The organism is Enterobacter sp. ECC-219 (genome assembly GCF_043966805.1).
Classification (GTDB): Bacteria; Pseudomonadota; Gammaproteobacteria; order Enterobacterales; family Enterobacteriaceae; genus Enterobacter; species Enterobacter cloacae_N.
This window is the reverse complement of the sequence record NZ_CP143680.1, coordinates 3908124-3930525: the sequence shown is the minus strand read 5'-3', so window position 1 is coordinate 3930525 and position 22402 is coordinate 3908124. Positions and strand designations below refer to the sequence as shown.

At 55.3% G+C, this 22402-nt stretch carries 23 protein-coding genes, 2 tRNA genes and 1 other annotated feature; of the genes, 11 read left to right on the top strand and 14 right to left on the bottom strand.

Features of this window, described 5'->3' with window-relative positions; genetic code table 11:
- Positions 1–32: 32 nt before the first annotated feature.
- On the bottom strand, positions 33–1037 hold the full coding sequence (locus V1603_RS18735; RefSeq protein ID WP_395313069.1) for an NAD-dependent epimerase: 1005 nt from the start codon (positions 1035–1037) through the stop codon (positions 33–35).
- Between the two features lie 192 nt (positions 1038–1229).
- Between V1603_RS18735 and wzzB the strand changes: the two genes are divergently transcribed.
- Positions 1230–2210, top strand: a complete 981-nt coding sequence (wzzB, locus tag V1603_RS18730) for an LPS O-antigen chain length determinant protein WzzB (RefSeq protein WP_395313068.1) — start codon at positions 1230–1232, stop codon at positions 2208–2210.
- A 40-nt stretch (positions 2211–2250) separates the two neighbouring features.
- Here the strand turns inward: wzzB and hisIE are convergent, their stop codons facing one another.
- The 9 genes from hisIE to hisL form a co-directional block, all read right to left on the bottom strand.
- Positions 2251–2862 (bottom strand): bifunctional phosphoribosyl-AMP cyclohydrolase/phosphoribosyl-ATP diphosphatase HisIE, encoded by a 612-nt coding sequence (hisIE, locus tag V1603_RS18725; protein WP_395313067.1) that lies wholly within the window; start codon positions 2860–2862, stop codon positions 2251–2253.
- A complete protein-coding gene (hisF, locus tag V1603_RS18720; RefSeq protein ID WP_116338849.1) occupies positions 2856–3632 on the bottom strand; it encodes an imidazole glycerol phosphate synthase subunit HisF in 777 nt (258 codons plus the stop codon). The genes hisIE and hisF overlap by 7 nt, the downstream gene beginning before the upstream one ends.
- Positions 3614–4351, bottom strand: coding sequence for a 1-(5-phosphoribosyl)-5-[(5-phosphoribosylamino)methylideneamino]imidazole-4-carboxamide isomerase (hisA, locus tag V1603_RS18715; RefSeq protein WP_233002630.1), 738 nt, complete (start codon positions 4349–4351; stop codon positions 3614–3616). The genes hisF and hisA overlap by 19 nt, the downstream gene beginning before the upstream one ends.
- Positions 4351–4941, bottom strand: coding sequence for an imidazole glycerol phosphate synthase subunit HisH (hisH, locus tag V1603_RS18710; RefSeq protein WP_302217845.1), 591 nt, complete (start codon positions 4939–4941; stop codon positions 4351–4353). Before hisH ends, hisA begins: the two co-directional genes overlap by 1 nt.
- The gene (hisB, locus tag V1603_RS18705; RefSeq protein ID WP_166711689.1) at positions 4941–6008 is read right to left on the bottom strand and encodes a bifunctional histidinol-phosphatase/imidazoleglycerol-phosphate dehydratase HisB; all 1068 of its coding nucleotides are present in this window, start codon (positions 6006–6008) and stop codon (positions 4941–4943) included. The genes hisH and hisB overlap by 1 nt, the downstream gene beginning before the upstream one ends.
- Positions 6005–7066, bottom strand: a complete 1062-nt coding sequence (hisC, locus tag V1603_RS18700) for a histidinol-phosphate transaminase (RefSeq protein ID WP_163329800.1) — start codon at positions 7064–7066, stop codon at positions 6005–6007. The genes hisB and hisC overlap by 4 nt, the downstream gene beginning before the upstream one ends.
- The gene (gene hisD, locus V1603_RS18695) at positions 7063–8367 is read right to left on the bottom strand and encodes a histidinol dehydrogenase (protein WP_395313066.1); all 1305 of its coding nucleotides are present in this window, start codon (positions 8365–8367) and stop codon (positions 7063–7065) included. Before hisD ends, hisC begins: the two co-directional genes overlap by 4 nt.
- A 5-nt stretch (positions 8368–8372) precedes the next feature.
- On the bottom strand, positions 8373–9272 hold the full coding sequence (hisG, locus tag V1603_RS18690; protein WP_003859492.1) for an ATP phosphoribosyltransferase: 900 nt from the start codon (positions 9270–9272) through the stop codon (positions 8373–8375).
- Positions 9273–9317: 45 nt separating this feature from the next.
- Positions 9318–9441, bottom strand: a sequence feature (His leader region).
- Complete coding sequence (gene hisL, locus V1603_RS18685) at positions 9417–9467, bottom strand: his operon leader peptide (protein WP_001364200.1); 51 nt, start codon at positions 9465–9467, stop codon at positions 9417–9419. It overlaps the preceding feature by 25 nt.
- Before the next feature lie 175 nt (positions 9468–9642).
- On the opposite strand from hisL, the gene V1603_RS18680 reads away from it, so the two are divergent.
- From V1603_RS18680 to plaP, 4 genes are all read left to right on the top strand, one after another.
- The gene (locus tag V1603_RS18680) at positions 9643–10467 is read left to right on the top strand and encodes an SDR family oxidoreductase (protein WP_395313065.1); all 825 of its coding nucleotides are present in this window, start codon (positions 9643–9645) and stop codon (positions 10465–10467) included.
- Between the two features lie 41 nt (positions 10468–10508).
- Entirely contained in the window at positions 10509–11438 is a 930-nt protein-coding gene (locus V1603_RS18675) for a LysR substrate-binding domain-containing protein (protein ID WP_166711682.1), read from the top strand.
- Positions 11439–11657: 219 nt separating this feature from the next.
- A complete protein-coding gene (yoeI, locus tag V1603_RS18670; RefSeq protein ID WP_099458931.1) occupies positions 11658–11720 on the top strand; it encodes a membrane protein YoeI in 63 nt (20 codons plus the stop codon).
- Entirely contained in the window at positions 11710–13068 is a 1359-nt protein-coding gene (gene plaP / locus V1603_RS18665) for a putrescine/proton symporter PlaP (protein WP_008499462.1), read from the top strand. The genes yoeI and plaP overlap by 11 nt, the downstream gene beginning before the upstream one ends.
- Positions 13069–13131: 63 nt before the next feature.
- On the opposite strand, the gene sbcB is transcribed toward plaP, so the two are convergent.
- Positions 13132–14568, bottom strand: a complete 1437-nt coding sequence (sbcB, locus tag V1603_RS18660) for an exodeoxyribonuclease I (protein WP_395314002.1) — start codon at positions 14566–14568, stop codon at positions 13132–13134.
- A gap of 198 nt (positions 14569–14766) precedes the next feature.
- Here sbcB and dacD point away from each other — a divergent pair, with 198 nt between their 5' ends.
- The 4 genes from dacD (at position 14767) to V1603_RS18640 (ending at position 18171) form a co-directional block, all read left to right on the top strand.
- Complete coding sequence (gene dacD, locus V1603_RS18655; RefSeq protein WP_116338865.1) at positions 14767–15933, top strand: serine-type D-Ala-D-Ala carboxypeptidase DacD; 1167 nt, start codon at positions 14767–14769, stop codon at positions 15931–15933.
- Positions 15934–16052: 119 nt separating this feature from the next.
- Complete coding sequence (gene sbmC, locus V1603_RS18650) at positions 16053–16526, top strand: DNA gyrase inhibitor SbmC (RefSeq protein ID WP_116338867.1); 474 nt, start codon at positions 16053–16055, stop codon at positions 16524–16526.
- 92 nt (positions 16527–16618) lie between these two features.
- Positions 16619–17677 (top strand): FUSC family protein, encoded by a 1059-nt coding sequence (locus V1603_RS18645; RefSeq protein ID WP_116338869.1) that lies wholly within the window; start codon positions 16619–16621, stop codon positions 17675–17677.
- A gap of 158 nt (positions 17678–17835) precedes the next feature.
- A complete protein-coding gene (locus V1603_RS18640; protein ID WP_010432067.1) occupies positions 17836–18171 on the top strand; it encodes a DUF496 family protein in 336 nt (111 codons plus the stop codon).
- A 47-nt stretch (positions 18172–18218) separates the two neighbouring features.
- On the opposite strand, the gene V1603_RS18635 is transcribed toward V1603_RS18640, so the two are convergent.
- Together V1603_RS18635 and V1603_RS18630 are read right to left on the bottom strand one after the other, a co-directional pair.
- Positions 18219–18554, bottom strand: a complete 336-nt coding sequence (locus V1603_RS18635) for a gamma-glutamylcyclotransferase family protein (protein ID WP_116338871.1) — start codon at positions 18552–18554, stop codon at positions 18219–18221.
- A 53-nt stretch (positions 18555–18607) separates the two neighbouring features.
- Positions 18608–18683, bottom strand: a tRNA-Asn gene (locus V1603_RS18630).
- Between the two features lie 162 nt (positions 18684–18845).
- Here V1603_RS18630 and emmdR point away from each other — a divergent pair.
- Positions 18846–20300 (top strand): multidrug efflux MATE transporter EmmdR, encoded by a 1455-nt coding sequence (gene emmdR / locus V1603_RS18625; protein ID WP_162874933.1) that lies wholly within the window; start codon positions 18846–18848, stop codon positions 20298–20300.
- Positions 20301–20403: 103 nt separating this feature from the next.
- Positions 20404–20479: transfer RNA gene (locus V1603_RS18620), tRNA-Asn, on the top strand.
- A gap of 142 nt (positions 20480–20621) precedes the next feature.
- Here the strand turns inward: V1603_RS18620 and V1603_RS18615 are convergent.
- Positions 20622–22388, bottom strand: coding sequence for an aminopeptidase P family protein (locus V1603_RS18615; protein WP_395313064.1), 1767 nt, complete (start codon positions 22386–22388; stop codon positions 20622–20624).
- Between the last annotated feature and the right edge of the window lie 14 nt (positions 22389–22402).

Below are 22402 nucleotides of genomic sequence, written 5' to 3'. Positions count from 1 at the left end.
AAAACCCGGCTGATTTGCCGGGTTTTTTATTTTCAGACTTTGTAAAACTCGCGGTACCAGTCAACGAAGTTCTTCACGCCGTCTTTGACTGAGGTTTGTGGTTTAAAACCAATAACGTCATAGAGCGCTTTCGTGTCGGCGCTGGTTTCCAGTACGTCGCCCGGCTGGAGCGGCAACATATTTTTTTCGGCTTTCTTGCCAAGCGCGTCTTCCAGCGCGGTGATGTAATCCATCAGTTCAACTGGCGAGCTATTACCGATGTTGTAAACGCGGTAAGGTGCTGAGCTGGTTGCCGGGGAGCCGGTCTCAACGGTCCAGTTTACGTCAGGCTGGGGAATCACATCCTGCAGGCGGATAATTGCTTCAGTAATATCATCAATGTAGGTGAAGTCGCGCTTCATCTTGCCGTAGTTATAGACATCGATGCTTTTGCCTTCAATCATCGCCCTGGTAAACTTAAACAGCGCCATGTCCGGGCGTCCCCACGGACCGTATACGGTAAAGAAGCGCAGTCCGGTGGTCGGCAGGTTGTAGAGATGCGAATAGGTGTGCGACATCAGCTCATTGGCTTTTTTGGTCGCGGCATAAAGTGAAACCGGGTGATCCACGGAATCGTCAGTGGAGAAGGGCATTTTGCGGTTGAGGCCATATACGGAGCTGGATGAGGCATACAGCAAATGCTGAACGTGGTTATGGCGGCAGCCTTCCAGCACGTTGAGGTGACCAATAAGGTTAGCATCGGCGTACGCATGCGGGTTTTCCAGGGAATAGCGTACGCCTGCCTGTGCGGCCAGGTGAATAACGCGATCGAACTTCTCGTCAGCGAAAAGCGCAGCCATACCTTCCCGGTCAGCTAATTCCATCTTGTGGAAGGTGAATCGCTCAGATTGTAGCCGTTCCAGACGTGCCAGCTTTAAATTAACATCGTAATAGTCGTTCAGATTATCAATACCGACAACCTCATGACCGGCCTCAATGAGGCGTTTGCTGACATTCGAACCGATAAAACCCGCTGCACCCGTTACCAGAAATTTCATATCTTTCCTCAAATACCCAACGCTTACAGATGCGATGACGCATCACATAGTGACTATGATAGCGCGAAGGGGGCGAGTTACATAACGCATCTTTCCGATATAACTCATCGGATTCTTATAGAAAAATCCCCAGCAATAGATAAACTATGAAAACAAAATTATGTTTGCCCTTTTTCATCTGTTAGGGATTGTATGACGCACAACAACAATAGCCAGGTCAGCCGAAGCAATGACCCTGAGCAAATTGATTTACTTGATTTAGTGCTGCAGCTGTGGCGTGGGAAGTGGATGATAGCAACGTTTGTTGTTGTTTTTATTGCACTTGCTGTCGGTTATCTTACTTTCGCGAAAGAAAAGTGGACCTCAAGCGCAATTATTGCGCAACCTGATGTCGCTCAAATTGCAACATATTCTAATGCGTTGAATATCCTCTACGGTAGCGCTGCACCATCGATGCTTGATGTTCAAACACGCGCTATTGGTCGTTTCAATTCTTCCTTCTCTGCATTGGCACAGGCACTGGAAAATCAGGACGAACCTGAAAAACTGACAATCGAGCCTGCAGTTAAAGGGGAAACACTCCCATTAAGTGTCTCCTACACCAGTACTTCTGCAGAAGCAGCGCAAAAGCAGCTTGCGCAATATATCCAGCAGGTTGATGAGCAAACTTCAAAAGAGCTCACTGTTGACCTTCAAAACAGCATTAAAGAGCAGATTAAAACCCTGAACGATTCTCTGGTAAACCAGGAGAAGGTCGCTCAGGAGCAGAAAGATCTGCGTATCAAACAGATCGTTGAGGCGCTGAAAAATGCTGAAGCGGCGAAAATCTCCTCGCCGCAAATTCAGCAAACCCAGGATGTAACTCAGGAGACGATGTTCCTGCTGGGAAGCGAGGGGCTGAAGTCGATGATTCAAAACGAAGCCTCTCGTCCGCTGGTCTTTTCTGCGGCTTACTATCAGACCAGGCAAAACTTGCTGGACATTCAAAATCTGAACGTAAACCCGGACACTATCCACGTCTACCGTTACGTCATGAAGCCGGATCTGCCCGTTCGTCGCGATAGCCCGAAAAAAGCCATTGTTCTGATCCTTGCCGTGCTGCTGGGCGGAATGATTGGTTCTGGTGTGGTATTGGGGCGTAACGCATTACGCAACTATAAGCCAAAAGCCTGATTTGCAGATTTAAAAAAACCGGGGAAAATCCCCGGTTTTTTTATTTATGACGCTTTCGAAGATTCTCAATCACCGCCGTTAAATCCAGCTCCTGATCCTGCAGCAGCACCAGCAGGTGATACATCAAGTCAGATGCTTCATTCGTCAACTCTTCCCGGTCATGTACTGTCGCGGCGAGCGCCGTCTCAACGCCTTCTTCTCCTACCTTCTGCGCAATGCGCTTAGTCCCGCTGGCATACAGCTTCGCGGTATAGGAACTTTCAGGGTCAGCCGTTTTACGTTCAGCCAGAAGCTGCTCAAGTTGGTAAAGGAACAGCCACTGGTGGCTCGTCTCGCCGAAGCAGCTGCTGGTGCCCTTATGGCAGGTTGGGCCGATTGGGTTTACCAGCACCAGCAGGGTGTCGTTATCGCAGTCTGGCGTCATGCTAACTACGTTCAGGAAGTGCCCTGAGGTTTCCCCTTTGGTCCACAGGCGCTGCTTCGTGCGCGAGAAAAACGTCACTTTGCCGCTGTCGATCGTTTTTGCCAGCGCGTCCTGGTTCATATAACCCAGCATCAGCACTTCTCCCGAGACGGCATGCTGTACAACCACCGGCAGTAATCCGTCAGTTTTTTCCCAGTCCAGCTGCGTCTGTTGTTGCTCTGTTAACATACCCTGATCTCCACGCCCTGGTCGGCCAGGTACGTTTTTAACTCACCAATATTGATAATCTGCTTGTGAAACACGGAGGCGGCAAGGGCACCGTCCACATTCGCATCGCGGAAGGCTTCCAGGAAATGCTCCATGGTGCCCGCGCCGCCGGAGGCAATCAGCGGAACGTGGCAGACCGCGCGCACTTTTTTTAGCTGCTCGAGGTCATACCCGTTACGCACGCCATCCTGGTTCATCATATTGAGAACAATCTCGCCTGCGCCACGCTTTTGCACTTCCTGCACCCAGTCGAGCGTTTCCCACTGGGTGACGCGGGTACGACTTTCATCGCCGGTGTACTGGTTGACGTGGTACTTGCCCGTTGCGGCGTCATACCAGGTGTCGATTCCAACCACAATACACTGCACGCCAAAGCGATCGGCCAGGCGTGTAATCAACTCCGGCTCGGCCAGAGCAGGGGAGTTGATGGAAATCTTGTCGGCCCCAAAAGAGAGAATTTTGGCAGCGTCGTCAGCGGACTTAATCCCGCCCGCTACGCAGAACGGAATGTCGATCACTTCCGCCACACGTGCCACCCAGCTTTTGTCGACCACGCGGCCATCGCTGGAAGCGGTGATATCATAAAAGACCAGCTCGTCTGCGCCTTCATCGGCATAGCGTTTTGCCAACGGAACGATGTCGCCAATGATTTCGTGGTTGCGGAACTGTACGCCTTTCACGACCTGACCATCGCGTACGTCCAGGCAAGGGATTATCCGTTTTGCCAGCATTGAATCGCCTCCGTCACAGTAAATTTACCTTCCAGCAGGGCCCGGCCCACAATCACACCCTGTACACCTGTACCGCGCAGCGCGGCCACGTCGTCTATATCACCGATACCGCCAGAAGACTGGAACGCAACCTGCGGATAACGCGCGCAGACCTCTTCATACAGCGAGACGTTGGAGCCCGCCAGCGTTCCGTCGCGGGAGATATCCGTGCACAGTACGTGCTTCAGGCCAACGGGCAGATAGATATCGACCAGCTCTTCCAGCGTCACGCCGGAGTTTTCCTGCCAGCCGCTGACGGCAACCTGCTTTTTACCCTGCTCGTCAATGCGCACGTCCAGCGCCAGTACAAGGGCGTCGGCGCCAAAGCGGCGGAACCAGCCTTTCACCGTGTCAGGATCTTTCACGGCAGTTGACCCTACCACCACGCGCGCCACGCCAGCGTCCAGCAGCGAGGCGACGTCCTCTTCCGTACGCACGCCACCGCCGACCTGGACGGGCACGTCAACACCAGCAACAAGCTGTTTAAGCAGCGTGATCTGGCGCTTCGCCGGATCTTTCGCACCCGTTAAATCCACCAGATGCAGCACCTGGGCCCCCTGAGCGGCATAATCCTGCAGACGCGGCAGCGGGTCGTTTCCGTAGTCTCGCTGCTGGCCGTAATCGCCCTGGTGGAGACGGACAACCGTGCCGTCAATTAAATCTAAAGCGGGAATAATCATCACATCTCCAGGAAGTTTTTCAGCAGCTGCGCACCCGCGGCACCAGAGCGCTCCGGGTGAAACTGCACGCCGAAGAAATTGTCTTTCTGTACCGCCGCAGTAAACGCCTCGCCATAATTGCACTGGGCGATCGTATTCACGTTCACCGGCATAGCGTAGCTGTGCACGAAGTAAAAATACGCGCCGTCTTCAATGCCGCGAAAAAGCCTGTCGCCCGCTTTGGCGTACACGCGGTTCCAGCCCATATGCGGCAGAGGCAGACCGTGGTCGGTCATTTTCGGTACGTCTTCGTCAATAATGCCCAGCAGGTCAACGCCGTTGCTCTCTTCGCTGCGGCGGCCCAGGAGCTGCATGCCCAGGCAAATGCCCAGCACCGGCTGGGTACAGGCTTTGATCAGATCGACCAGCTCGCGTTCGCGAATCTGATCCATCGCGGCCTGCGCGGTGCCAACGCCCGGCAGGAATAACTTATCGGCGCGCAAGACAACGTCCGGATCGCGGCTTACCACCGGCTCATAGCCGTGGCGCGCAATGGCCGATTTTACGGAGTTGAGGTTGGCGCATCCGGTATCCAGAATCACCACGTTCATTACAGCACTCCTTTTGATGAGGGAAGGGCATCACCTTCCACGCGGATCGCCTGGCGTAGCGTACGGCCAAAGGCTTTAAACAGGCTCTCCACGCGGTGGTGATCGTTTTTGCCCTTGGTCTTCAGATGCAGCGTCAGGCCCATGGTGTAGGACAATGAACGGAAGAAGTGCTCCACCATTTCGGTGCTGAGATCGCCCACACGCTGGTAGGTGAAATCAGCTTTATATTCCAGGTGCGGACGACCTGAAATGTCCATGGCGCAGCGCGCCAGGCACTCGTCCATCGGCAGGACGAAGCCGAAACGGTTGATGCCGCGCTTGTCGCCGAGCGCCAGCTTCAGGGCTTCACCCAGCGCCAGGCCGGTATCTTCCACTGTGTGGTGATCGTCAATGTAAAGGTCGCCCTTCACCGCTATTTCCATGCGGAAACCGCCGTGGGTGGCAATCTGGTCCAGCATGTGGTCAAAGAAACCGACGCCGGTGTGGATCTTGCTGCCGCCTTCACGGTCCAGCCAGACCTTCACATCAATCTGCGTCTCTTTGGTGTTACGCTCAACGTGGGAATAACGGTCGCGTTTTGTCAGTTGCTCGCCAATCTTTGCCCAGTTAAGGTCGTTACGATCGTAGCGCAGCCCCGCGATGCCCATGTTTTCCGCCAGCGTAATATCGGTGATGCGATCGCCGATGACGTAGCTGTTGGTTTTATCCAGCGCATCTTCAGCCAGATAGCGCTCAACCAGCTTCACCTTTGGCTTACGGCAGTCGCACTCGTCGGCCGGCATGTGCGGGCAAATAAGCACCTCATCAAACACCACGCCCTGAGAGGTCAGCACCTGCATCATCAGATTATGCGGACCGTCAAAGTCCGCCTGCGGGAAGCTGTCCGTACCCAGACCGTCCTGATTGGTGATCATCACCAGCTTAAATCCGGCTTTCTGCAGCTTAAGCAGCACCGGGATCACGTCCGGTTCAAAAGCCAGTTTGTCGAATCGATCGACCTGAAAATCGGCTGGTGGCTCCGAAATAAGGGTGCCGTCACGATCGATGAAAAGGATCTTCTGGGTCATACTTTCTCCGCTTTCAGGGCGTCAATCACGCGCTGGCTCTCTGCGCGGGTGCCTACGGTAATGCGCAGGCATCCGCTCAGGGAAGGTTGTTTATTCTGGTCTCGTAAGATAATGCCCTGATCCCACAAAGATTTAAATACGGCACTGGAGGCAGTGAAGCGCGCCAGGATATAGTTGGTTTCCGAGTCGAACACCTGCTCCACGCAGGGAATATCCTTCAGGGCTGTCACCAGGTACTGGCGCTCTTCCAGGATCTGCGCCACGCGCTCGCGCATTGCATTTATGCCCTGCGGCGTCAGCGCCTGTGCCGCAATATCGGCAACCGGCGTCGAGAGCGGGTACGGGGCGATCACTTTCAGCAGCAGGTCGATGACCTCTTTATTCGCCAGCGTGAATCCGCAGCGCAGACCTGCAAGGGCAAAGGCTTTCGACAGCGTGCGCAGCACGACCAGGTGCGGATACTCTTTCAGCCAGCCTGCCAGCGTTGCCTGCGGACAGAACTCAATATAGGCTTCATCCGCGACCACCAGGGCTTTACCGCGCGTCATCTCCAGCAGGGTGCGAATATCCTGCGGGTTGATAATCTGCCCGGTTGGGTTATTTGGGCTGCAGACGAAGACAACCTTCACGCCATCAAGATTGTCGGCAATGCCCTGCAAATCGAGCTGCCAGTTTTCCAGCGCCTGCACGTTGCGGCACGCCACGCCGAAGGTTTCGGCGCTGACGCTGTACATGCCGTAGGTAGGCTGGCAGTACATCACCGCGTCTTTGCCCGGCTCGCAGAACGCGCGGATCAGCAGCTCAATGCCCTCATCCGCGCCGCGGCTGACCAGCACCTGCTCCGGCTTCACTCCCGCGTACTGCGCGTAGTTTTCGATAACCGCCTTCGGCTGACACTCCGGATAGCGGTTCAGCGTTTGCTGCGACAGCTCAAACTGCACCGCAGTCGGGAATTCGTTGGCGTTCAGCCAGACGTCCCCGTTTCCGCCCAGACGACGCGCAGACTGATAAGGCGTCAGGCGACGGACATTTTCGCGGGCTAACTCTTCAATGTTCATGCTTGCTCCTTCAGGGCTGCAACGCGCAGCGTCACGGCATTTTTGTGGGCGGTCAGTCGCTCGGCGGCGGCCAGGGTCTCAATAGTGGAGGCCAGTGAGGCAAACCCTTCGCGGGAGAGTTCCTGCACGGTCATGCGTTTCTGGAAATCCGCCAGGCCAAGGCTGGAGCAGGTAGAGGTATAGCCGTACGTCGGCAGCACGTGGTTAGTGCCGGAGGCGTAATCCCCCGCGGATTCCGGTGACCAGTCGCCGAGGAACACCGAGCCGGCGCTGGTGATGCTGTCGACCAGATCGCGCGCGCTGCGGGTCTGAATAATCAGGTGTTCCGGACCGTACTGGTTGGAGATGGCAATACACTGGTCCAGATCGCGCGCCACAATCAGGCGGCTGGCCGCTAGCGCCTGGCGTGCCGTGTCGGCGCGGGGCAGGTCGGCAAGCTGGCGCTCGACGGCTTCGCCCACGCGTTTCGCCATATCGGCATCCGGCGTCAGCAGGATCACCTGCGAGTCCGGGCCGTGTTCCGCCTGAGAAAGCAGGTCGGAGGCCACGAAGTCAGGCGTTGCGCCGCTGTCGGCAATGACCAGCACTTCAGACGGACCGGCAGGCATATCGATGGCCGCGCCGTCCAGACGCTGGCTGACCTGGCGCTTGGCTTCGGTTACGTACGCATTGCCAGGGCCAAAGATTTTGTCGACCTTCGGAATGGATTCAGTCCCGAATGCCAGGGCAGAAATCGCCTGTGCACCGCCCACTTTATAGATCGCCTGCACCCCGCACAGCTTCGCCGCATAAAGGATTTCGTCGGCAATCGGTGGCGGTGAGCAAAGCACCACTTTCTGGCATCCGGCGATACGCGCCGGCGTGGCGAGCATTAATACGGTCGAGAACAGCGGCGCTGAACCGCCGGGGATATAAAGCCCCACTGATGCAACCGGGCGCGTCACCTGCTGGCAGCGTACGCCGGGCAGGGTTTCGACATCCACGGTCTGCAGCTTCTGCGCGGTGTGGAAGGTATCAATGTTTTTTACCGCGACGGCCATCGCCTGTTTGATCTCGTCACCCAGACGATCGGTGGCATCAATGATTTCCTGCTCGGTAACCTGTAACGTGCCGACTTCCGTCTTATCAAACTTCGCGCTGTATTCACGCAGCGCGTCATCGCCACGGGCTTTGACGTTATCCAGGATCTCCGCCACGGTGCGTGAGATGCTTTCTGAGGCGGAAATCGCCGGGCGCATCAGCAGCTCGCGCTGCTGTGCGTCGCTACAGGTATTCCAGTCGATGATTGTGTTAAAGCTCATGGCCATTACTCCATCATCTTCTCAATAGGCAGCACCAGAATGGAGCTTGCGCCCAGCGCCTTCAGTTTTTCCATGGTTTCCCAGAACAGGGTTTCGCTGCTCACCATGTGCATCGCCACGCGCTGCTGATCGCCTGCCAGCGGCAGGATGGTTGGGCGCTCAGCGCCAGGCAGCAGAGCGATGACCTCTTCCAGACGTTCGGTTGGGGCGTGCATCATGATGTATTTGGATTCGCGCGCCTGAATGACGCCCTGAATGCGGGTCAGCAGTTTGTCGATCAGCTGCTGCTTGGCGTCGGCCATCTCGCCATCGCGCTGAATCAGGCACGCTTTAGAGCGGTAGATCACTTCCACTTCGCGCAAACCGTTCGCTTCCAGCGTCGCGCCGGTAGAGACGAGGTCACAGATGGCGTCTGCCAGACCCGCACGCGGTGCCACTTCAACGGAGCCGTTCAGCAGGCAGGATTTAAACTGCACGCCTTTCTGGTCGAGATAGCGCTTCAACAGGTGAGGATAGGAGGTGGCGATACGTTTGCCGTTCAGCGCGGCCGGGCCGTCCCACGCTTCATCAACCGGTGTTGCCAGCGACAGGCGACAGCCGCCGAAGTCCAGACGACGCAGGGTGAAGTAACGCGGATCTTCGCCCTGCGCGCGGCGGGTTAGCAGCTCTTCTTCCAGCACGTTTTCACCGATGATGCCGAGGTCAACGACACCATCCATGACCAGGCCGGGAATATCGTCATCACGCACGCGCAGAATGTCGATGGGCATGTTTTCAGCCAGAGCAATCAGGCGCTGGGTGTGCAGGTTAATTTTAATCCCGCAGCGGGCCAGCAGTTCGCGTGAGTCGTCGCTCAAACGGCCTGATTTTTGAATAGCTATGCGTAAGCGTGAGTTATCTAACATTCTTTATTCCTCGTTAACCTGTTTTAACCTGTCTGAATTCGGTCCAAAAAAAAGCCCCCGGAAGAAGATCTTCCGGGGGCTTTTTCATGCGTTCATGCACCACTGGAAGATCCAAACGTCTTCCAGCACACATCGCCTGAAAGACTAGTCAGGATGATGGTGATGATGGTGGTGTTTAAATTGAACGCGTGTCATATAAATTCTCGATGAATGCTTATTCATTTGATGTCTTTTAACCTAAACCAGTTGTACGACATATTGCAAGGGCTTTTTTTGATCATTAATTCATTTCATATTGATGCTATGAATTGTGTGTTCTGCCGGGCTGGCGTAGCCTTATGAAAGACGAGTGAGAGTCAGGAGAATTCGCATGAAAAAGGTCGCGATTGTCGGTTTAGGATGGCTGGGAATGCCGCTGGCGATGTCATTAGCCGCGAAAGGCTGGCAGGTGACCGGGAGCAAGACCACCCGAGACGGGGTCGAAGCGGCGCGAATGTGCGGTATTGATGGCGTTGAACTGCGTCTGGAACCGGAGCTGGTGTGTGATGCGGATGATTTGGACACGCTGATGAACGTGGATGCGCTGGTGATAACGCTACCCGCGCGGCGCAGTGGCCCGGGTGAATCATTTTATCTGCAGGCGATGCAGGAGATTGTCGACAGCGCGCTGGCGCATCACGTTCCGCGCATTATTTTTACCAGCTCGACGTCGGTCTATGGCGATGCTGAGGGCGTGGTGAAAGAGGGTTCCGAGCGCCGTCCCGTTACCGCGAGCGGTCAGGTTCTGAAAGAGCTGGAAGACTGGCTGCATAATCTTCCCGGCACGCAGGTCGATATCGTTCGTCTGGCGGGGCTGGTGGGCCCTGGTCGCCATCCGGGACGCTTCTTCGCCGGAAAGACGGCGCCCGACGGTCAGCATGGCGTGAATCTTGTCCATCTGGAGGATGTTATTGGCGCGATTGAGCTACTCTTACAGGCTCCAAAAGGCGGACACATCTATAATATATGTGCACCGTCTCATCCGGCGCGCAGCACGTTTTACCCACTGATGGCACGTCAGCTGGGCCTGGCGGCGCCGGTTTTCGGTGAGACAAAGGATGACAGTAAAGGTAAAATTGTTGATGGCAATCGCATTTGTCATGAGCTGGGGTTTGAGTATCAGTATCCCGATCCGCTGGTGATGCCCATGGAATAAGTCCTGCAGCGGAGACAATCGCACACCAGAAGGGGGCGAGCATGAAACCGCTGCTGGATGTTCTTATTATTCTGGATGCACTGGAAAAAGAGGGAAGCTTTGCGGCAGCCTCGGCAAAGCTCTACAAAACCCCTTCGGCGTTGAGCTACACCGTTCAAAAACTGGAAAGCGATCTCAATATCCAGATCCTCGATCGCACCGGGCACCGCGCCCGTTTTACCCGCACCGGACAGATGCTGCTGGAAAAAGGCCGTGAGGTTCTGCATACCGTTCGCGAGCTGGAAAAGCAGGCCGTCAAGCTCCATCAGGGATGGGAGAACGAGCTGGTGATTGGCGTGGATGACACCTTTCCATTTTCTCTCCTGACGCCGCTGATTGAAACGTTTTACCAGCATCACAGCGTCACCAGGCTGATTTTCATCAACGGCGTGCTGGGCGGTTCCTGGGATGCCTTAACGCAAGGCAGGGCGGACATTTTTGTCGGTGCACTGCATGAGCCTCCTCAGCTGAGCGAATTTGGTTTTGCCCGACTCGGCGTGCTGGAGCAGGTATTTGCCGTGGCGCCCCATCATCCGCTGGCTCAGGAACCTGAGCCTCTTAACCGTCGCGTCATAAAGGGCTACCGCGCGATTGTCGTGGGGGACAGCTCGCGCGCGGAATGTGCGGTTTCCTCGCAATTGCTGGATGAGCAGGAGGCCATCACCGTTTTTGACTTTAAAACCAAGCTGGAACTGCAAATTAGCGGTCTGGGCTGTGGTTATTTACCCCGCTATCTGGCGCAGCGCTTTATTGATAGCGGTGCGCTTGTTGAAAAACAGGTACTTGCTCAAAGCAGTAACGAGTCGGTATGGGTGGGCTGGAACGAACAAACCGCCGGGCTGGCCAGCGCCTGGTGGCGGGACGAAATTTTAGCAAATAGTGCTATCGCCGATGTTTACTCTCAGGGTAGCGTCGAGAAATCAGCCAGTTAGCAAAAAGAAAATTACCCGGTGCGTTGCAAAGTATTGCCTTTTGTATCCGATGTGGGGCAAAATGCCGCCGCTGCAACCAAATGAATAATCGACGATATAAAAGGCGTCGGTTATTTTTTTTTGCATGTACGAAACGAAACTAAAAACCAAGAGGCCGGGCTTCGTACCGGATAGATATTTACTAAAATCCGACAGTTGTTGTCGCTGAGGAAGAAAGAAATGGGGCAATTTTTCGCTTACGTGGCGGTTATCACCGTAAAGGAGAATAACTATGTCGCATAACGCAACTCCAAACACCTCTCGCGTGGAATTACGTAAAACGCTTACGTTGATTCCGGTTGTTATGATGGGCCTGGCCTATATGCAACCGATGACGCTGTTCGATACATTCGGTATCGTATCAGGCCTCACAGACGGTCATGTGCCGACGGCATACGGCTTCGCGCTGATTGCGATCCTGTTCACCGCGCTGAGCTACGGTAAACTGGTGCGTCGCTATCCGTCTGCCGGTTCCGCCTACACCTATGCCCAGAAATCCATCAGCCCGACGGTTGGCTTTATGGTTGGCTGGTCGTCGCTGCTCGACTATCTGTTCGCGCCGATGATCAACATTCTGCTGGCAAAAATTTATTTTGAAGCGCTGGTGCCGTCGATTCCCTCCTGGATGTTCGTCGTGGCGCTGGTAGCCTTTATGACTGCCTTTAACCTGCGCAGCATCAAGTCCGTTGCCAACTTTAACTCCGTAATTGTCGTGCTTCAGGTTGTCCTGATTGCCGTTATTCTTGGCATGGTCATTTACGGCGTGTTCCATGGCGAAGGCGCGGGCACACTGGCGAGCAGCAAGCCGTTCTGGTCTGGTGATGCCCATGTGATCCCAATGATTACCGGGGCAACCATTCTGTGCTTCTCCTTTACCGGTTTTGATGGGATCAGCAACCTGTCTGAAGAAACCAAAGATGCAGAGCGCGTGATTCCGCGTGCTATTTTCCTGACGGCGCTGATTGGCGGTCTGATCTTTATTTTCTCGACCTATTTCCTGCAGCTGTACTTCCCGGATATCTCTCGCTTCAAGGATCCGGATGCATCTCAGCCGGAAATTATGCTGTATGTGGCGGGTAAAGCGTTCCAGGTCGGCGCGCTGATCTTCTCCACCATCACCGTACTGGCGTCCGGTATGGCCGCGCATGCAGGCGTTGCGCGTCTAATGTACGTAATGGGCCGCGATGGCGTATTCCCGAAAAGCTTCTTCGGTTATGTTCATCCAACATGGCGTACCCCGGCGATGAACATCATCCTGGTCGGTGCTATTGCGCTGCTGGCGATTAACTTTGACCTGGTGATGGCTACGGCGCTGATTAACTTCGGTGCGCTGGTGGCGTTCACCTTTGTTAACCTGTCGGTTATCTCTCAGTTCTGGATCCGTGAAAAGCGTAACAAGACGCTGAAAGATCACTTCCAGTATCTGTTCCTGCCGATGTGCGGTGCCCTGACCGTGGGCGCGCTGTGGGTTAACCTGGAAGAGAGTTCAATGGTGCTTGGCCTGATTTGGGCTGGTATCGGTCTGGTTTACCTGGCTTGCGTCACGAAGAGCTTCCGTAACCCGGTTCCTCAGTACGAAGACGTCGCGTAAGCGCAGCGCCAACGGGCGAAAAAAACCGGAGTTCAAAGGCTCCGGTTTTTTTATATCTGAATTTCACACTATCTCTTGCGCGTACTGGAACAACGCTTTCAGCAGCGTCTGCTTCTCTGTATTCCCTTCGTACTGGCCGTAAAGCATCTCCAGCTCCTGCGCGTAGCTGTGCAGATATTCTGGCGTAAACACGTTACGACGATGCTGCAGCCAGCGAGCCTGTTCAGCCTCGTCCAGCGTGCCGGGATAGTTGCGCGCCCGGTAATTAAACATCAGCTTTTCGATGCGCTTATCGGCGAAGGTGATGTCCAGCGCCGGTAAATTACGCGGCTCGGTTTTCAGAACAATATTCATGGCTGCACGGTCGGCATCACTGAAGAAGCCGTTGTAGAGCTGGGCGTCTACGTTTTCGGACGGCACGAACGGCTCCGCCTCGGCAAAAATAGCGACCACTTTCTCGCGCACCTGTGGGTTATCGCGCAGCACTTTCAGATTATCCAGACAGTGCTGACGGTTGATGCTTAGCCTGTCGGCGTCTTCCGGGCGCAGCGTGTTCGCCTGCGCCAGTACAGGACATTTATTGATATGCACCAGTTTGACCGGCACCGCAGGCAGAGCGCCGAGTTCATTTTTCGGGGTGTAAAGCCGTTCGCGCAGGGTATCGCTGTCAAGCTCCAGCAGCGGCGAAATATCCCCCGCCAAATCCACCATGATGACCGCATTTCGGTTATCCGGGTGCCAGGCCAGCGGGGCAACCCAGCTGGTATTGCCGCGCCATGCGCCAAACATGCCGGAGATATGCACCAGGGGCTTCATCTGCGGTACGTCGATAAGGGTCATGAGCTTCTGCTTGCCGCGGTGGCTAAGCAGATATTCAAACAGCCGGGGCTGCGCGGTTTTCACCAGCTTCGCCATGGCAATGGTGGCATAGACATCCGCCATCGCATCGTGGGCATTACTGTGCTCGATGCCGTTGGCGCGCGTCAGGTGCTCCAGCCGGAAGCTCGTCAGCCCTTCCTCATTTTCCGGCCAGTTAATGCCTTCAGGACGCAGGGCATAACAGGCGCGCATAATGTCGAGCAGATCCCAGCGTGAATTGCGGTTCTGCCAGCTCCAGGCGTACGGATCGTAGAAGTTTCGATAGAAGATGTTGCGCGTCACTTCATCGTCAAAACGGATGTTGTTGTAGCCAACCACGCAGGTATTGGGAACGGTAAACAGATCGTGGATGCGGCGGGCGAACTCTGCTTCGTTAACGCCTTTTTCCCGGGCTTCCTGCGGTGTGATCCCGGTGACCATCACCGCGCCGGGCTGCGGCAGGTAGTCATCAGCCGGTTTGCAGTAAAAGACCTCGGGCTCGCCAATGATGTTGAATTCGTCGTCGGTACGGATGGCGGCAAACTGCGCCGGTCTGTCCAGCGCCGGATGCGTGCCAAAGGTTTCGTAGTCGTGGAATAAAAAAGTCGGGCGTGCGGCAGAGTCAGACACCAGTAATACCATCCTGTTAAAAAATGACGCCACTATGGTAAACGATCGCGCGGGTCAGACCGAATAAAAAGCGCCGGCATGGCGTAAATTTGCGAGGGAACTTCAGCGGAAAACCTGCGTTCTGTCACATTTTTTTGCAATTAAGCCAGGTAACGACATCAGAACTCCCGTAAAAAGGTCATCGATTTTTAATGACCTGAGGATATACCGTTGAAACGCCGTCTGTTTATTGCTGTTTCTTTACTCGCTTCGAGTGTCTCATCTGCTTTTGCGGCTGAGCCACTGGATTTTTCGCCGCAGCCTCCAGCCATTCAGGCGGGATCCTGGGTGCTGATGGACTACACGACTGGTCAAATTTTAACGGCGGGCAACGAACATCAACAACGTAATCCGGCGAGCCTCACTAAGCTAATGACGGGCTATGTAGTCGATCGGGCCATTGACAGCCACCGTATTACGCCGGATGACATTGTTACCGTAGGGCGTGACGCGTGGGCCAAAGGCAACCCGGTTTTTGACGGCTCGTCGCTGATGTTCCTGAAAGAGGGCGATCGCGTCTCCGTGCGTGACTTAAGCCGCGGTCTGATTGTCGATTCCGGCAACGATGCCTGCGTGGCGCTGGCCGACCACGTGGCGGGCGGGCAGCCGCAGTTTGTGAAGATGATGAACGACTACGTGCAAAAGCTGAACCTGCGCGATACGCACTTTGAAACCGTCCACGGGCTGGATGCGCCAGGGCAGCACAGTTCCGCTTACGATCTGGCCGTGCTCTCCCGGGCTATCATTCACGGTGAGCCTGATTTTTACCATATGTACAGCGAAAAGAGCCTCACCTGGAACGGGATCACTCAGCAGAACCGTAACGGCCTGCTGTGGGATAAAACCATGAACGTGGACGGCCTGAAAACGGGGCACACCTCGGGCGCGGGCTTTAACCTGATTGCGTCTGCCGTTGACGGACAGCGTCGTTTAATCGCGGTGGTGATGGGGGCCGACAGCCCCAAAGGGCGCGAAGACCAGGCGCGTAAGCTTCTGCACTGGGGACAGCAGAACTTCGATACGGTGCAGATCCTGCATAATGGTAAAAAAGTGGGGACAGAGCGTATCTGGTACGGCGATAAAGAACAGATAAATCTGGGGACGGATCAGGACTTCTGGCTGGCGTTACCGAAAGCGGAAGTGCAGAACATCAAGGCTAAATACGTTCTGGATAAAAAAGAGCTGGAAGCGCCGATTGCCGCGCATCAGCGGGTCGGGGAGATCCAGCTCTACGATCGCGACAAGGTTGTGGCGCACTGGCCGTTAGTCACTCTGGAAGCCGTTGATAAGGGAGGCGTATTCTCACGCCTGAGCGATTATCTGCACCACACGCTTTAACCGCTGATGGGCAGACTGGCAGGGTTGCGAGTCTGCTCACATAATAAACACTCCTCGTTTGCCGATAATAGTAATCCAGCTTTATAGTGTATAAATATACAGTAATAAACGGAGGCAGCATGGACTACAGCATCAAGCAGCAACAGAAACGTAAGATTGCGGGTTTTCATCTTGTTGGGCCGTGGGAAAAAACGGTTAAGCAGGGCTTTGAACAGCTGGTTATGTGGGTGGACGGGCGTCACATTGAGCCGCTGGAGTGGGTTGCGGTCTACTACGATAACCCCGATGAGGTCCCGGCAGAAAAACTGCGCTGCGATACGGCCGTTACGGTACCGGATGATTTCGTTATCCCGGAAAACAGCGAAGGCGTCATGATGACGGAAATCGCTGGCGGGGATTACGCCGTGGCGACGGCGCGCGTGGAAAACTACGACTTTGCGACGCCGTGGTATCAGTTCTTCAATTCTTTATTGCAGGACAGTAAATACCAGATGGCGCTCAAACCCTGCTTCGAACGCTATCTTAACGACGGCAATGCGGACGGCTATTGGGACATTGAAATGTATATCGCGGTAGAGCACAAAACGGTTTAAGCCTGCAATATGAAGGGTTTTTCAGCCGGGTGCGATCCGCCCGGCTGAAAACACAGTACAATTGTGATTTGCCGTGTTGCTGGAGAGCGGGTGTGCGTCCCGACAAATCATTAACCCCATTTGAAATTCGCTTGTACAAACATTACCGCGTGGTGCACGGGAGTCGCATCGCGCTGGCTTTCGTATTGACCTTTGTACTGGTCCGGTTGCTGGATGTACCGGAGGGAACGTGGCCACTGATCACGCTGGTGGTGGTGATGGGGCCTATCTCATTCTGGGGGAACGTTGTTCCTCGCGCCTTCGAGCGGATAGGCGGTACCGTTCTTGGATCTGCCCTGGGGCTTATTGCCCTGAAGCTGGAACTCATCTCCTTTCCCGTGATGCTGGCGTGGTGCGGTGCTGCCATGTTCCTCTGCGGCTGGCTGGCGTTGGGCAAGCGGCCTTATCAGGCGCTGCTGATTGGTATTACTCTCGCGGTGGTTGTCGGTGCGCCCGCCGGGGATATGACCACGGCGCTGTGGCGAAGCGGGGATGTCATCCTGGGGTCACTGCTGGCCATGCTCTTCACTGGTATCTGGCCGCAGCGTGCTTTTCTGCACTGGCGTATTCAGATGGCTAACTACGTCACCGCCTTTAACCGCGTCTATCAGGCCGGTTTTTCCCCGAATCTGGTTGAGCGTCCCCGGCTGGAAAAACATCTGCAAACGATCCTCAACGACGTGGTTAAAATGCGCGGCCTGATCGCGCCCGCCAGCAAAGAAACCCATATTCAGAAAGCGATTTTCGAAGCCATCCAGACGGTAAGCCGCAATCTGGTCTGCATGCTTGAACTGCAAATCAATGCCCACTGGGCCTCGCGTCCAAGCCATCTGCTGATGCTTAACGCGCAGACCCTCAAAGAGACCCAGCAGATGACGCAGCAAACGCTGTTGACCATCGCTCATGCGCTCTATGAGGGGAACCCGCAGCCGATACTGGCCAACAGCGAGCGGCTGAATGAGATCGTCGCGGAGCTGAAGCAGTTAATCAATGAACGCCAGGGCGATAACGTGGCGGAAACGCCTATTCATGGCTACGTCTGGCTGAGCCTGGAACTGGCGCGGCAGCTTGAGCTGTTATCGCACCTTATTTGCCGCGCGCTGCGCAAATAAAAGGCGTATGTGACGGCTGCTGCTTCGATTCAGCAGCAATTGGGGTTATGATAGCTTTAAACGATATACTCATTGTCATTCGCAGCCGCTGTCAGTAAGGTTATTGTTACAACGGTTGCTTTAACGAATCCGAATCTCACATTATCAGGGGTGTAAAAATGGAAACTACCAAGCCTTCGTTCCAGGATGTTCTGGAATTCGTCCGCCTGTTCCGCCGCAAAAACAAGCTGCAGCGTGAAATCCAGGACGTTGAGAAGAAGATCCGTGACAACCAGAAACGTGTTCTGCTGCTCGATAACCTGAGCGACTACATCAAGCCAGGCATGAGCGTTGAAGCTATTCAGGGCATCATCGCCAGCATGAAGAGCGACTATGAAGACCGCGTTGATGACTACATCATCAAAAACGCTGAGCTGTCCAAAGAGCGTCGTGACATCTCCAAGAAGCTGAAAGTGATGGGCGAAATTAAAAACGCCGAAGCAAAAAGCGAGTAATCGCAGCGAATAGTGAAAAAGGCTCTCTGGTGACAGAGAGCCTTTTTTTATGATTCAGAGCGCGGCTGTAGCTGATAAATCCAGGCCTTAACCAGCCCACCTTTAAGGGTGGTCACTGTGACCTCAACCCGGTCATAGCCGTCTTCAAATTCATCCAGCATCTGCCAGTGTGCGGGAAGGTTATCAGAGATAAACAGATAGCCTTCGACACGCGGTCCATCGGGGTGGAGGATAATCCCCGGGAAGTCCGCCGCCGCACCCCAGCCGCGTTCGTAAAACGTACCGGATACGGAACCGGCCAGCCATTCCCCGCCGATGTTTTCAAGAATATGCGCATTAGCGTGGCCCGGGCGCAGTGTGCCGTAGACAAACAGAGCGTTCATTTTCCTTTATCCGCAAAGCAAAAAGCCTGCTTTAAAAGCAGGCTTTTTAAATTTGGCTCCTCTGACTGGACTCGAACCAGTGACATACGGATTAACAGTCCGCCGTTCTACCGACTGAACTACAGAGGAATCGTTGTGGAGGCTTATCTTAGCGGCGAAAAAACTTTTGTCAAACCTGATCTTAGGGAAAATCGACTGATTGCTGATTCTGTCGTCAGTTTGTTGTAATTCCACACATCTTTTTTCAGGAAAATACTTTGCAGGATTAGCTTTTCTCCCCCATCATTTGAAATGGAGTTTCAACTTTTCTCGCTAAGGTCCATTTTGAACGTCACTGCCTCCTTACGCCAGGCGATAGAGCGCACGCCGTGGTATGCAAAACGTAAAAGCTATCGTGTCCTGTTCTGGCGTGAAATCACCCCTCTCGCTGTGCCTATCTTCCTGGAAAATACCTGCGTTTTGCTGATGGGGGTCCTGAGCACCTTCCTGGTGAGCTGGCTGGGGAAAGAGGCGATGGCGGGGGTCGGGCTGGCGGACAGCTTTAACATGGTGGTGATGTCATTTTTTGCTGCCATAGACCTCGGTACGACGGTGGTGGTGGCTTTTAGCCTCGGCAAGCTTGACCCCAAACGTGCGCGCGAGGCGGCCCGCCAGTCGCTGATGATCATGACCATTTTTTCGATTGTTCTGGCGGCGGTGATCCACTATTTCGGTAAAGAGATTATTGACTTTGTCGCCGGGGAGGCCACCAACGAGGTTAAAGACCTGGCGCTGACCTACCTGGAGATGACCGTTTTAAGCTATCCGGCGGCGGCCATTGCGCTGATTGGCAGCGGCGCGCTGCGTGGGGCGGGCAACACTAAAATTCCGCTGCTGATCAACGGCGGGATGAATATCCTGAATATCATTATCAGCAGCGTGCTGATCTACGGCGTGTTCTCGTGGGATGGGCTGGGGTTCGTAGGAGCGGGGCTGGGGTTAACCATTTCACGCTATATCGGTGCGGCGGCCATCATCGGGGTACTGATGACGGGAATTACGCCTTCGCTGCGTCTTACGCTCAAGAGCTACTTCCGGCCCTTTAACTTCGCCATTATCTGGGAAGTGATGGGAATCGGCATTCCCGCGAGCATTGAATCCGTGTTGTTTAACGGCGGGAAGCTGCTGACGCAGATGTTTGTTGCCGGGATGGGGACAGACGTTATCGCCGGTAACTTTATTGCCTTTTCCATCGCCTCGCTGATTAACCTGCCGGGTAACGCGCTGGGTTCGGCATCAACCATCATCACGGGCAAACGGCTCGGGAAAGGGCAGATAGGTCAGGCGGAGCGGCAGCTGCGGCACGTCTTCTGGCTGTCGACCATAGGGCTGACGCTGATCGCCTGGGGAACCGCGCCGTTTGCCGGGCTGATGGCCGCGTTCTATACCCACGAAGAGGATGTTAAAGAGGTGGTGAAGATCCTCATCTGGCTCAACGCCGCCTTTATGCCCATCTGGGCGGCATCCTGGGTGCTGCCCGCCGGGCTAAAAGGGGCGCGCGATGCCCGTTTTGCTATGTGGGTGTCCATGCTCGGCATGTGGGGGTGTCGCGTTGTGGCGGGCTATACGCTGGGCGTGGTGCTCGGCTGGGGCGTGGTTGGCGTCTGGCTGGGGATGTTCCTTGACTGGGCCGTGCGTGGGGCGTTGTTCTACTGGCGTATGGTCAGCGGGCGCTGGCTGTGGAAATATCCGCGACAGAATGCCTGACAATTGCGCGAAGTGGAGAATAAATCGGCAAACGATCCGAAATCTGCATTCTGCCTTTGACATCCCAGGGGAGCATCGATAATATGCGCCCCGTTCACACGATTCCTCTGTAGTTCAGTCGGTAGAACGGCGGACTGTTAATCCGTATGTCACTGGTTCGAGTCCAGTCAGAGGAGCCAAATTTAAAAAGCCTGCTTTTAAAGCAGGCTTTTTGCTTTTCTGCGCAAGGTAAACGCAAAACGGCAACCTGGTTGCCGTTTTTAGTGTTTGCTCCCTCTCCCGTGGGAGAGGGATGGGGTGAGGGCACCAGACCGCGCGAAATTACACGCCAATCGGTGCCGTCGCCTCAACCAGCCACGTACGCGCCTCGCTATTCACCAGCGGTGACAGCGCCTCACGTACCTGCTGATGATACTCATCCAGCCACTGCTTTTCCTGCTCGCTCAACAGATGCAATTCCACCTGGCTTAAATCAATCGGGATGAGCGTCAGCGAGGCAAATCTGCAGAACCCCGGGCGGCTCTCCACAATCTCCACCTGGTTTTCAATGCGAATACCGTGGCTATCGCCCAGATAGTAACCCGGCTCGATAGTCATGATATTGCCCGCCACCAGCGGCCACGGGTTGACCTTTTTGGCGATGCGATGCGGGTTCTCATGGATAAGAAGCTGGTGCCCCACGCCGTGTCCCGTGCCGTGATCGTAATCCAGCCCCATCTCCCACAGCGGGCGACGCGCAAACGCATCCAACTGATGCCCCTGAGTCCCGGAAGGGAACTGCAGGGTAATGAGCGACAGGAAGCCTCTCAGCACAGCGGTGTAGTGCAGGCGCTGCTGCGGGTCGACCTTACCCCACGCCAGCGTGCGCGTGGCGTCGGTGGTGCCGTTAGCATACTGACCGCCGGAATCGTTCAGGTAAAAATGGTCATGGCCGATGGGCTTATTGCTGGCCTCGCTCGAATGGTAGTGACACATCGCCGCATTGCTGGAGGAGGCAGAGATAGTCGCAAAACTCTGCTCGATAAAACCGGGCTGCTGTTTGCGGAATGCCAGCTGCTGAGCCTGCACTTCCAGCTCGGTGAGCGGTTGTCCGGCCGCTGCACGACGCGGCACTTCGCGGCTCAGCCAGGCGAGGAAGTTGACCCACGCGGCCCCGTCCTGGTGATGACACGCGCGATAACCCGCCAGCTCGACTGGGTTTTTGGTAGCTTTCATCAGGGTGATGGGATCGGTTCGCCAGACAATTTCTCCCCGTGGTTCAATGGCGAAGCGCAGGGCGACGGGGGCGGAATCGGCATCAACCATCACCCGCTTCCCTTCAGTAAGCTGCTGACAGCGTTCAATAAAGGTGTCCTGCGACGCAATCGTGAAGGCGTTCAGAACTGCATCAGGGAGTTCTGCGAGCTTATTGTCGTTAACAAACCACTCAACGCGGCCGTCGCGACCGAGCAGGGCAAATGAGAGCGGTACCGGACTGGTGGGAATATCCGAGCCGCGCACGTTGAGCAGCCACGCAATGTTATCCGGCAGCGTAACGGCCAGATAGTCAGCATTGTTCGCGGCCAGCACGGCGGCAACGCGCTGACGTTTGTCCTCGCTGCTTTCACCGCTTGTCTCTACCGGCATTTCACGTAGAAGCCCCGCCGGTGCGGCAGGGCGATCGGTCCATAAGGCGTCAAACGGTGACGCATTCAGCGGCACCAGCGCGCACGGCGTGGCTGACAGCTGTGTGAACTCTGAGTTGGTCATCAGCAGTGGGTCAAAACCGATGCGCGTGCCCGCCTCAACGTTTGCCGCCAGCCAGTCTGCCAGCGGCTCGTTGTGCAGATGGTGGATCTCAACCTCATCCATATTCACCTGAACGCGGGCCTGCACCTGATAGCGCCCGTCGACGAACAGCAGCGCTTTGTTTTTCAGCACCAGCGCGACGCCGGCAGAGCCGTCAAAGCCCGTCAGCCAGGCCAGCTTTTCGTCGTAGGGCGCGCAGTATTCGCTCTGCCAGGCATCCGCACGCGGGACGATCATCCCGTCGAGATGACTTGCCTCAAGCCAGTGGCGCAGGGCAGAGAGCGGTGTAGGGGTGTGCATGTTTTTTCCTTATT

Coding starts and splice junctions, on each gene's coding strand:
- V1603_RS18680 (WP_395313065.1), top strand. CDS start 9,643: ATGAAAAAGGTCGCGATTGTCGGTTTAGGATGGCTGGGAATGCCGCTG.
- hisD (WP_395313066.1), bottom strand. CDS start 8,367: ATGAGCTTTAACACAATCATCGACTGGAATACCTGTAGCGACGCACAG.
- V1603_RS18615 (WP_395313064.1), bottom strand. CDS start 22,388: ATGCACACCCCTACACCGCTCTCTGCCCTGCGCCACTGGCTTGAGGCA.
- hisC (WP_163329800.1), bottom strand. CDS start 7,066: ATGAACATTGAAGAGTTAGCCCGCGAAAATGTCCGTCGCCTGACGCCT.
- hisF (WP_116338849.1), bottom strand. CDS start 3,632: ATGCTGGCAAAACGGATAATCCCTTGCCTGGACGTACGCGATGGTCAG.
- V1603_RS18735 (WP_395313069.1), bottom strand. CDS start 1,037: ATGAAATTTCTGGTAACGGGTGCAGCGGGTTTTATCGGTTCGAATGTC.
- V1603_RS18640 (WP_010432067.1), top strand. CDS start 17,836: ATGGAAACTACCAAGCCTTCGTTCCAGGATGTTCTGGAATTCGTCCGC.
- sbcB (WP_395314002.1), bottom strand. CDS start 14,568: ATGGTATTACTGGTGTCTGACTCTGCCGCACGCCCGACTTTTTTATTC.
- hisA (WP_233002630.1), bottom strand. CDS start 4,351: ATGATTATTCCCGCTTTAGATTTAATTGACGGCACGGTTGTCCGTCTC.
- V1603_RS18675 (WP_166711682.1), top strand. CDS start 10,509: ATGAAACCGCTGCTGGATGTTCTTATTATTCTGGATGCACTGGAAAAA.
- hisB (WP_166711689.1), bottom strand. CDS start 6,008: ATGACCCAGAAGATCCTTTTCATCGATCGTGACGGCACCCTTATTTCG.
- emmdR (WP_162874933.1), top strand. CDS start 18,846: ATGGAGTTTCAACTTTTCTCGCTAAGGTCCATTTTGAACGTCACTGCC.
- V1603_RS18635 (WP_116338871.1), bottom strand. CDS start 18,554: ATGAACGCTCTGTTTGTCTACGGCACACTGCGCCCGGGCCACGCTAAT.
- hisG (WP_003859492.1), bottom strand. CDS start 9,272: ATGTTAGATAACTCACGCTTACGCATAGCTATTCAAAAATCAGGCCGT.
- wzzB (WP_395313068.1), top strand. CDS start 1,230: ATGACGCACAACAACAATAGCCAGGTCAGCCGAAGCAATGACCCTGAG.
- plaP (WP_008499462.1), top strand. CDS start 11,710: ATGTCGCATAACGCAACTCCAAACACCTCTCGCGTGGAATTACGTAAA.
- sbmC (WP_116338867.1), top strand. CDS start 16,053: ATGGACTACAGCATCAAGCAGCAACAGAAACGTAAGATTGCGGGTTTT.
- hisH (WP_302217845.1), bottom strand. CDS start 4,941: ATGAACGTGGTGATTCTGGATACCGGATGCGCCAACCTCAACTCCGTA.
- hisIE (WP_395313067.1), bottom strand. CDS start 2,862: ATGTTAACAGAGCAACAACAGACGCAGCTGGACTGGGAAAAAACTGAC.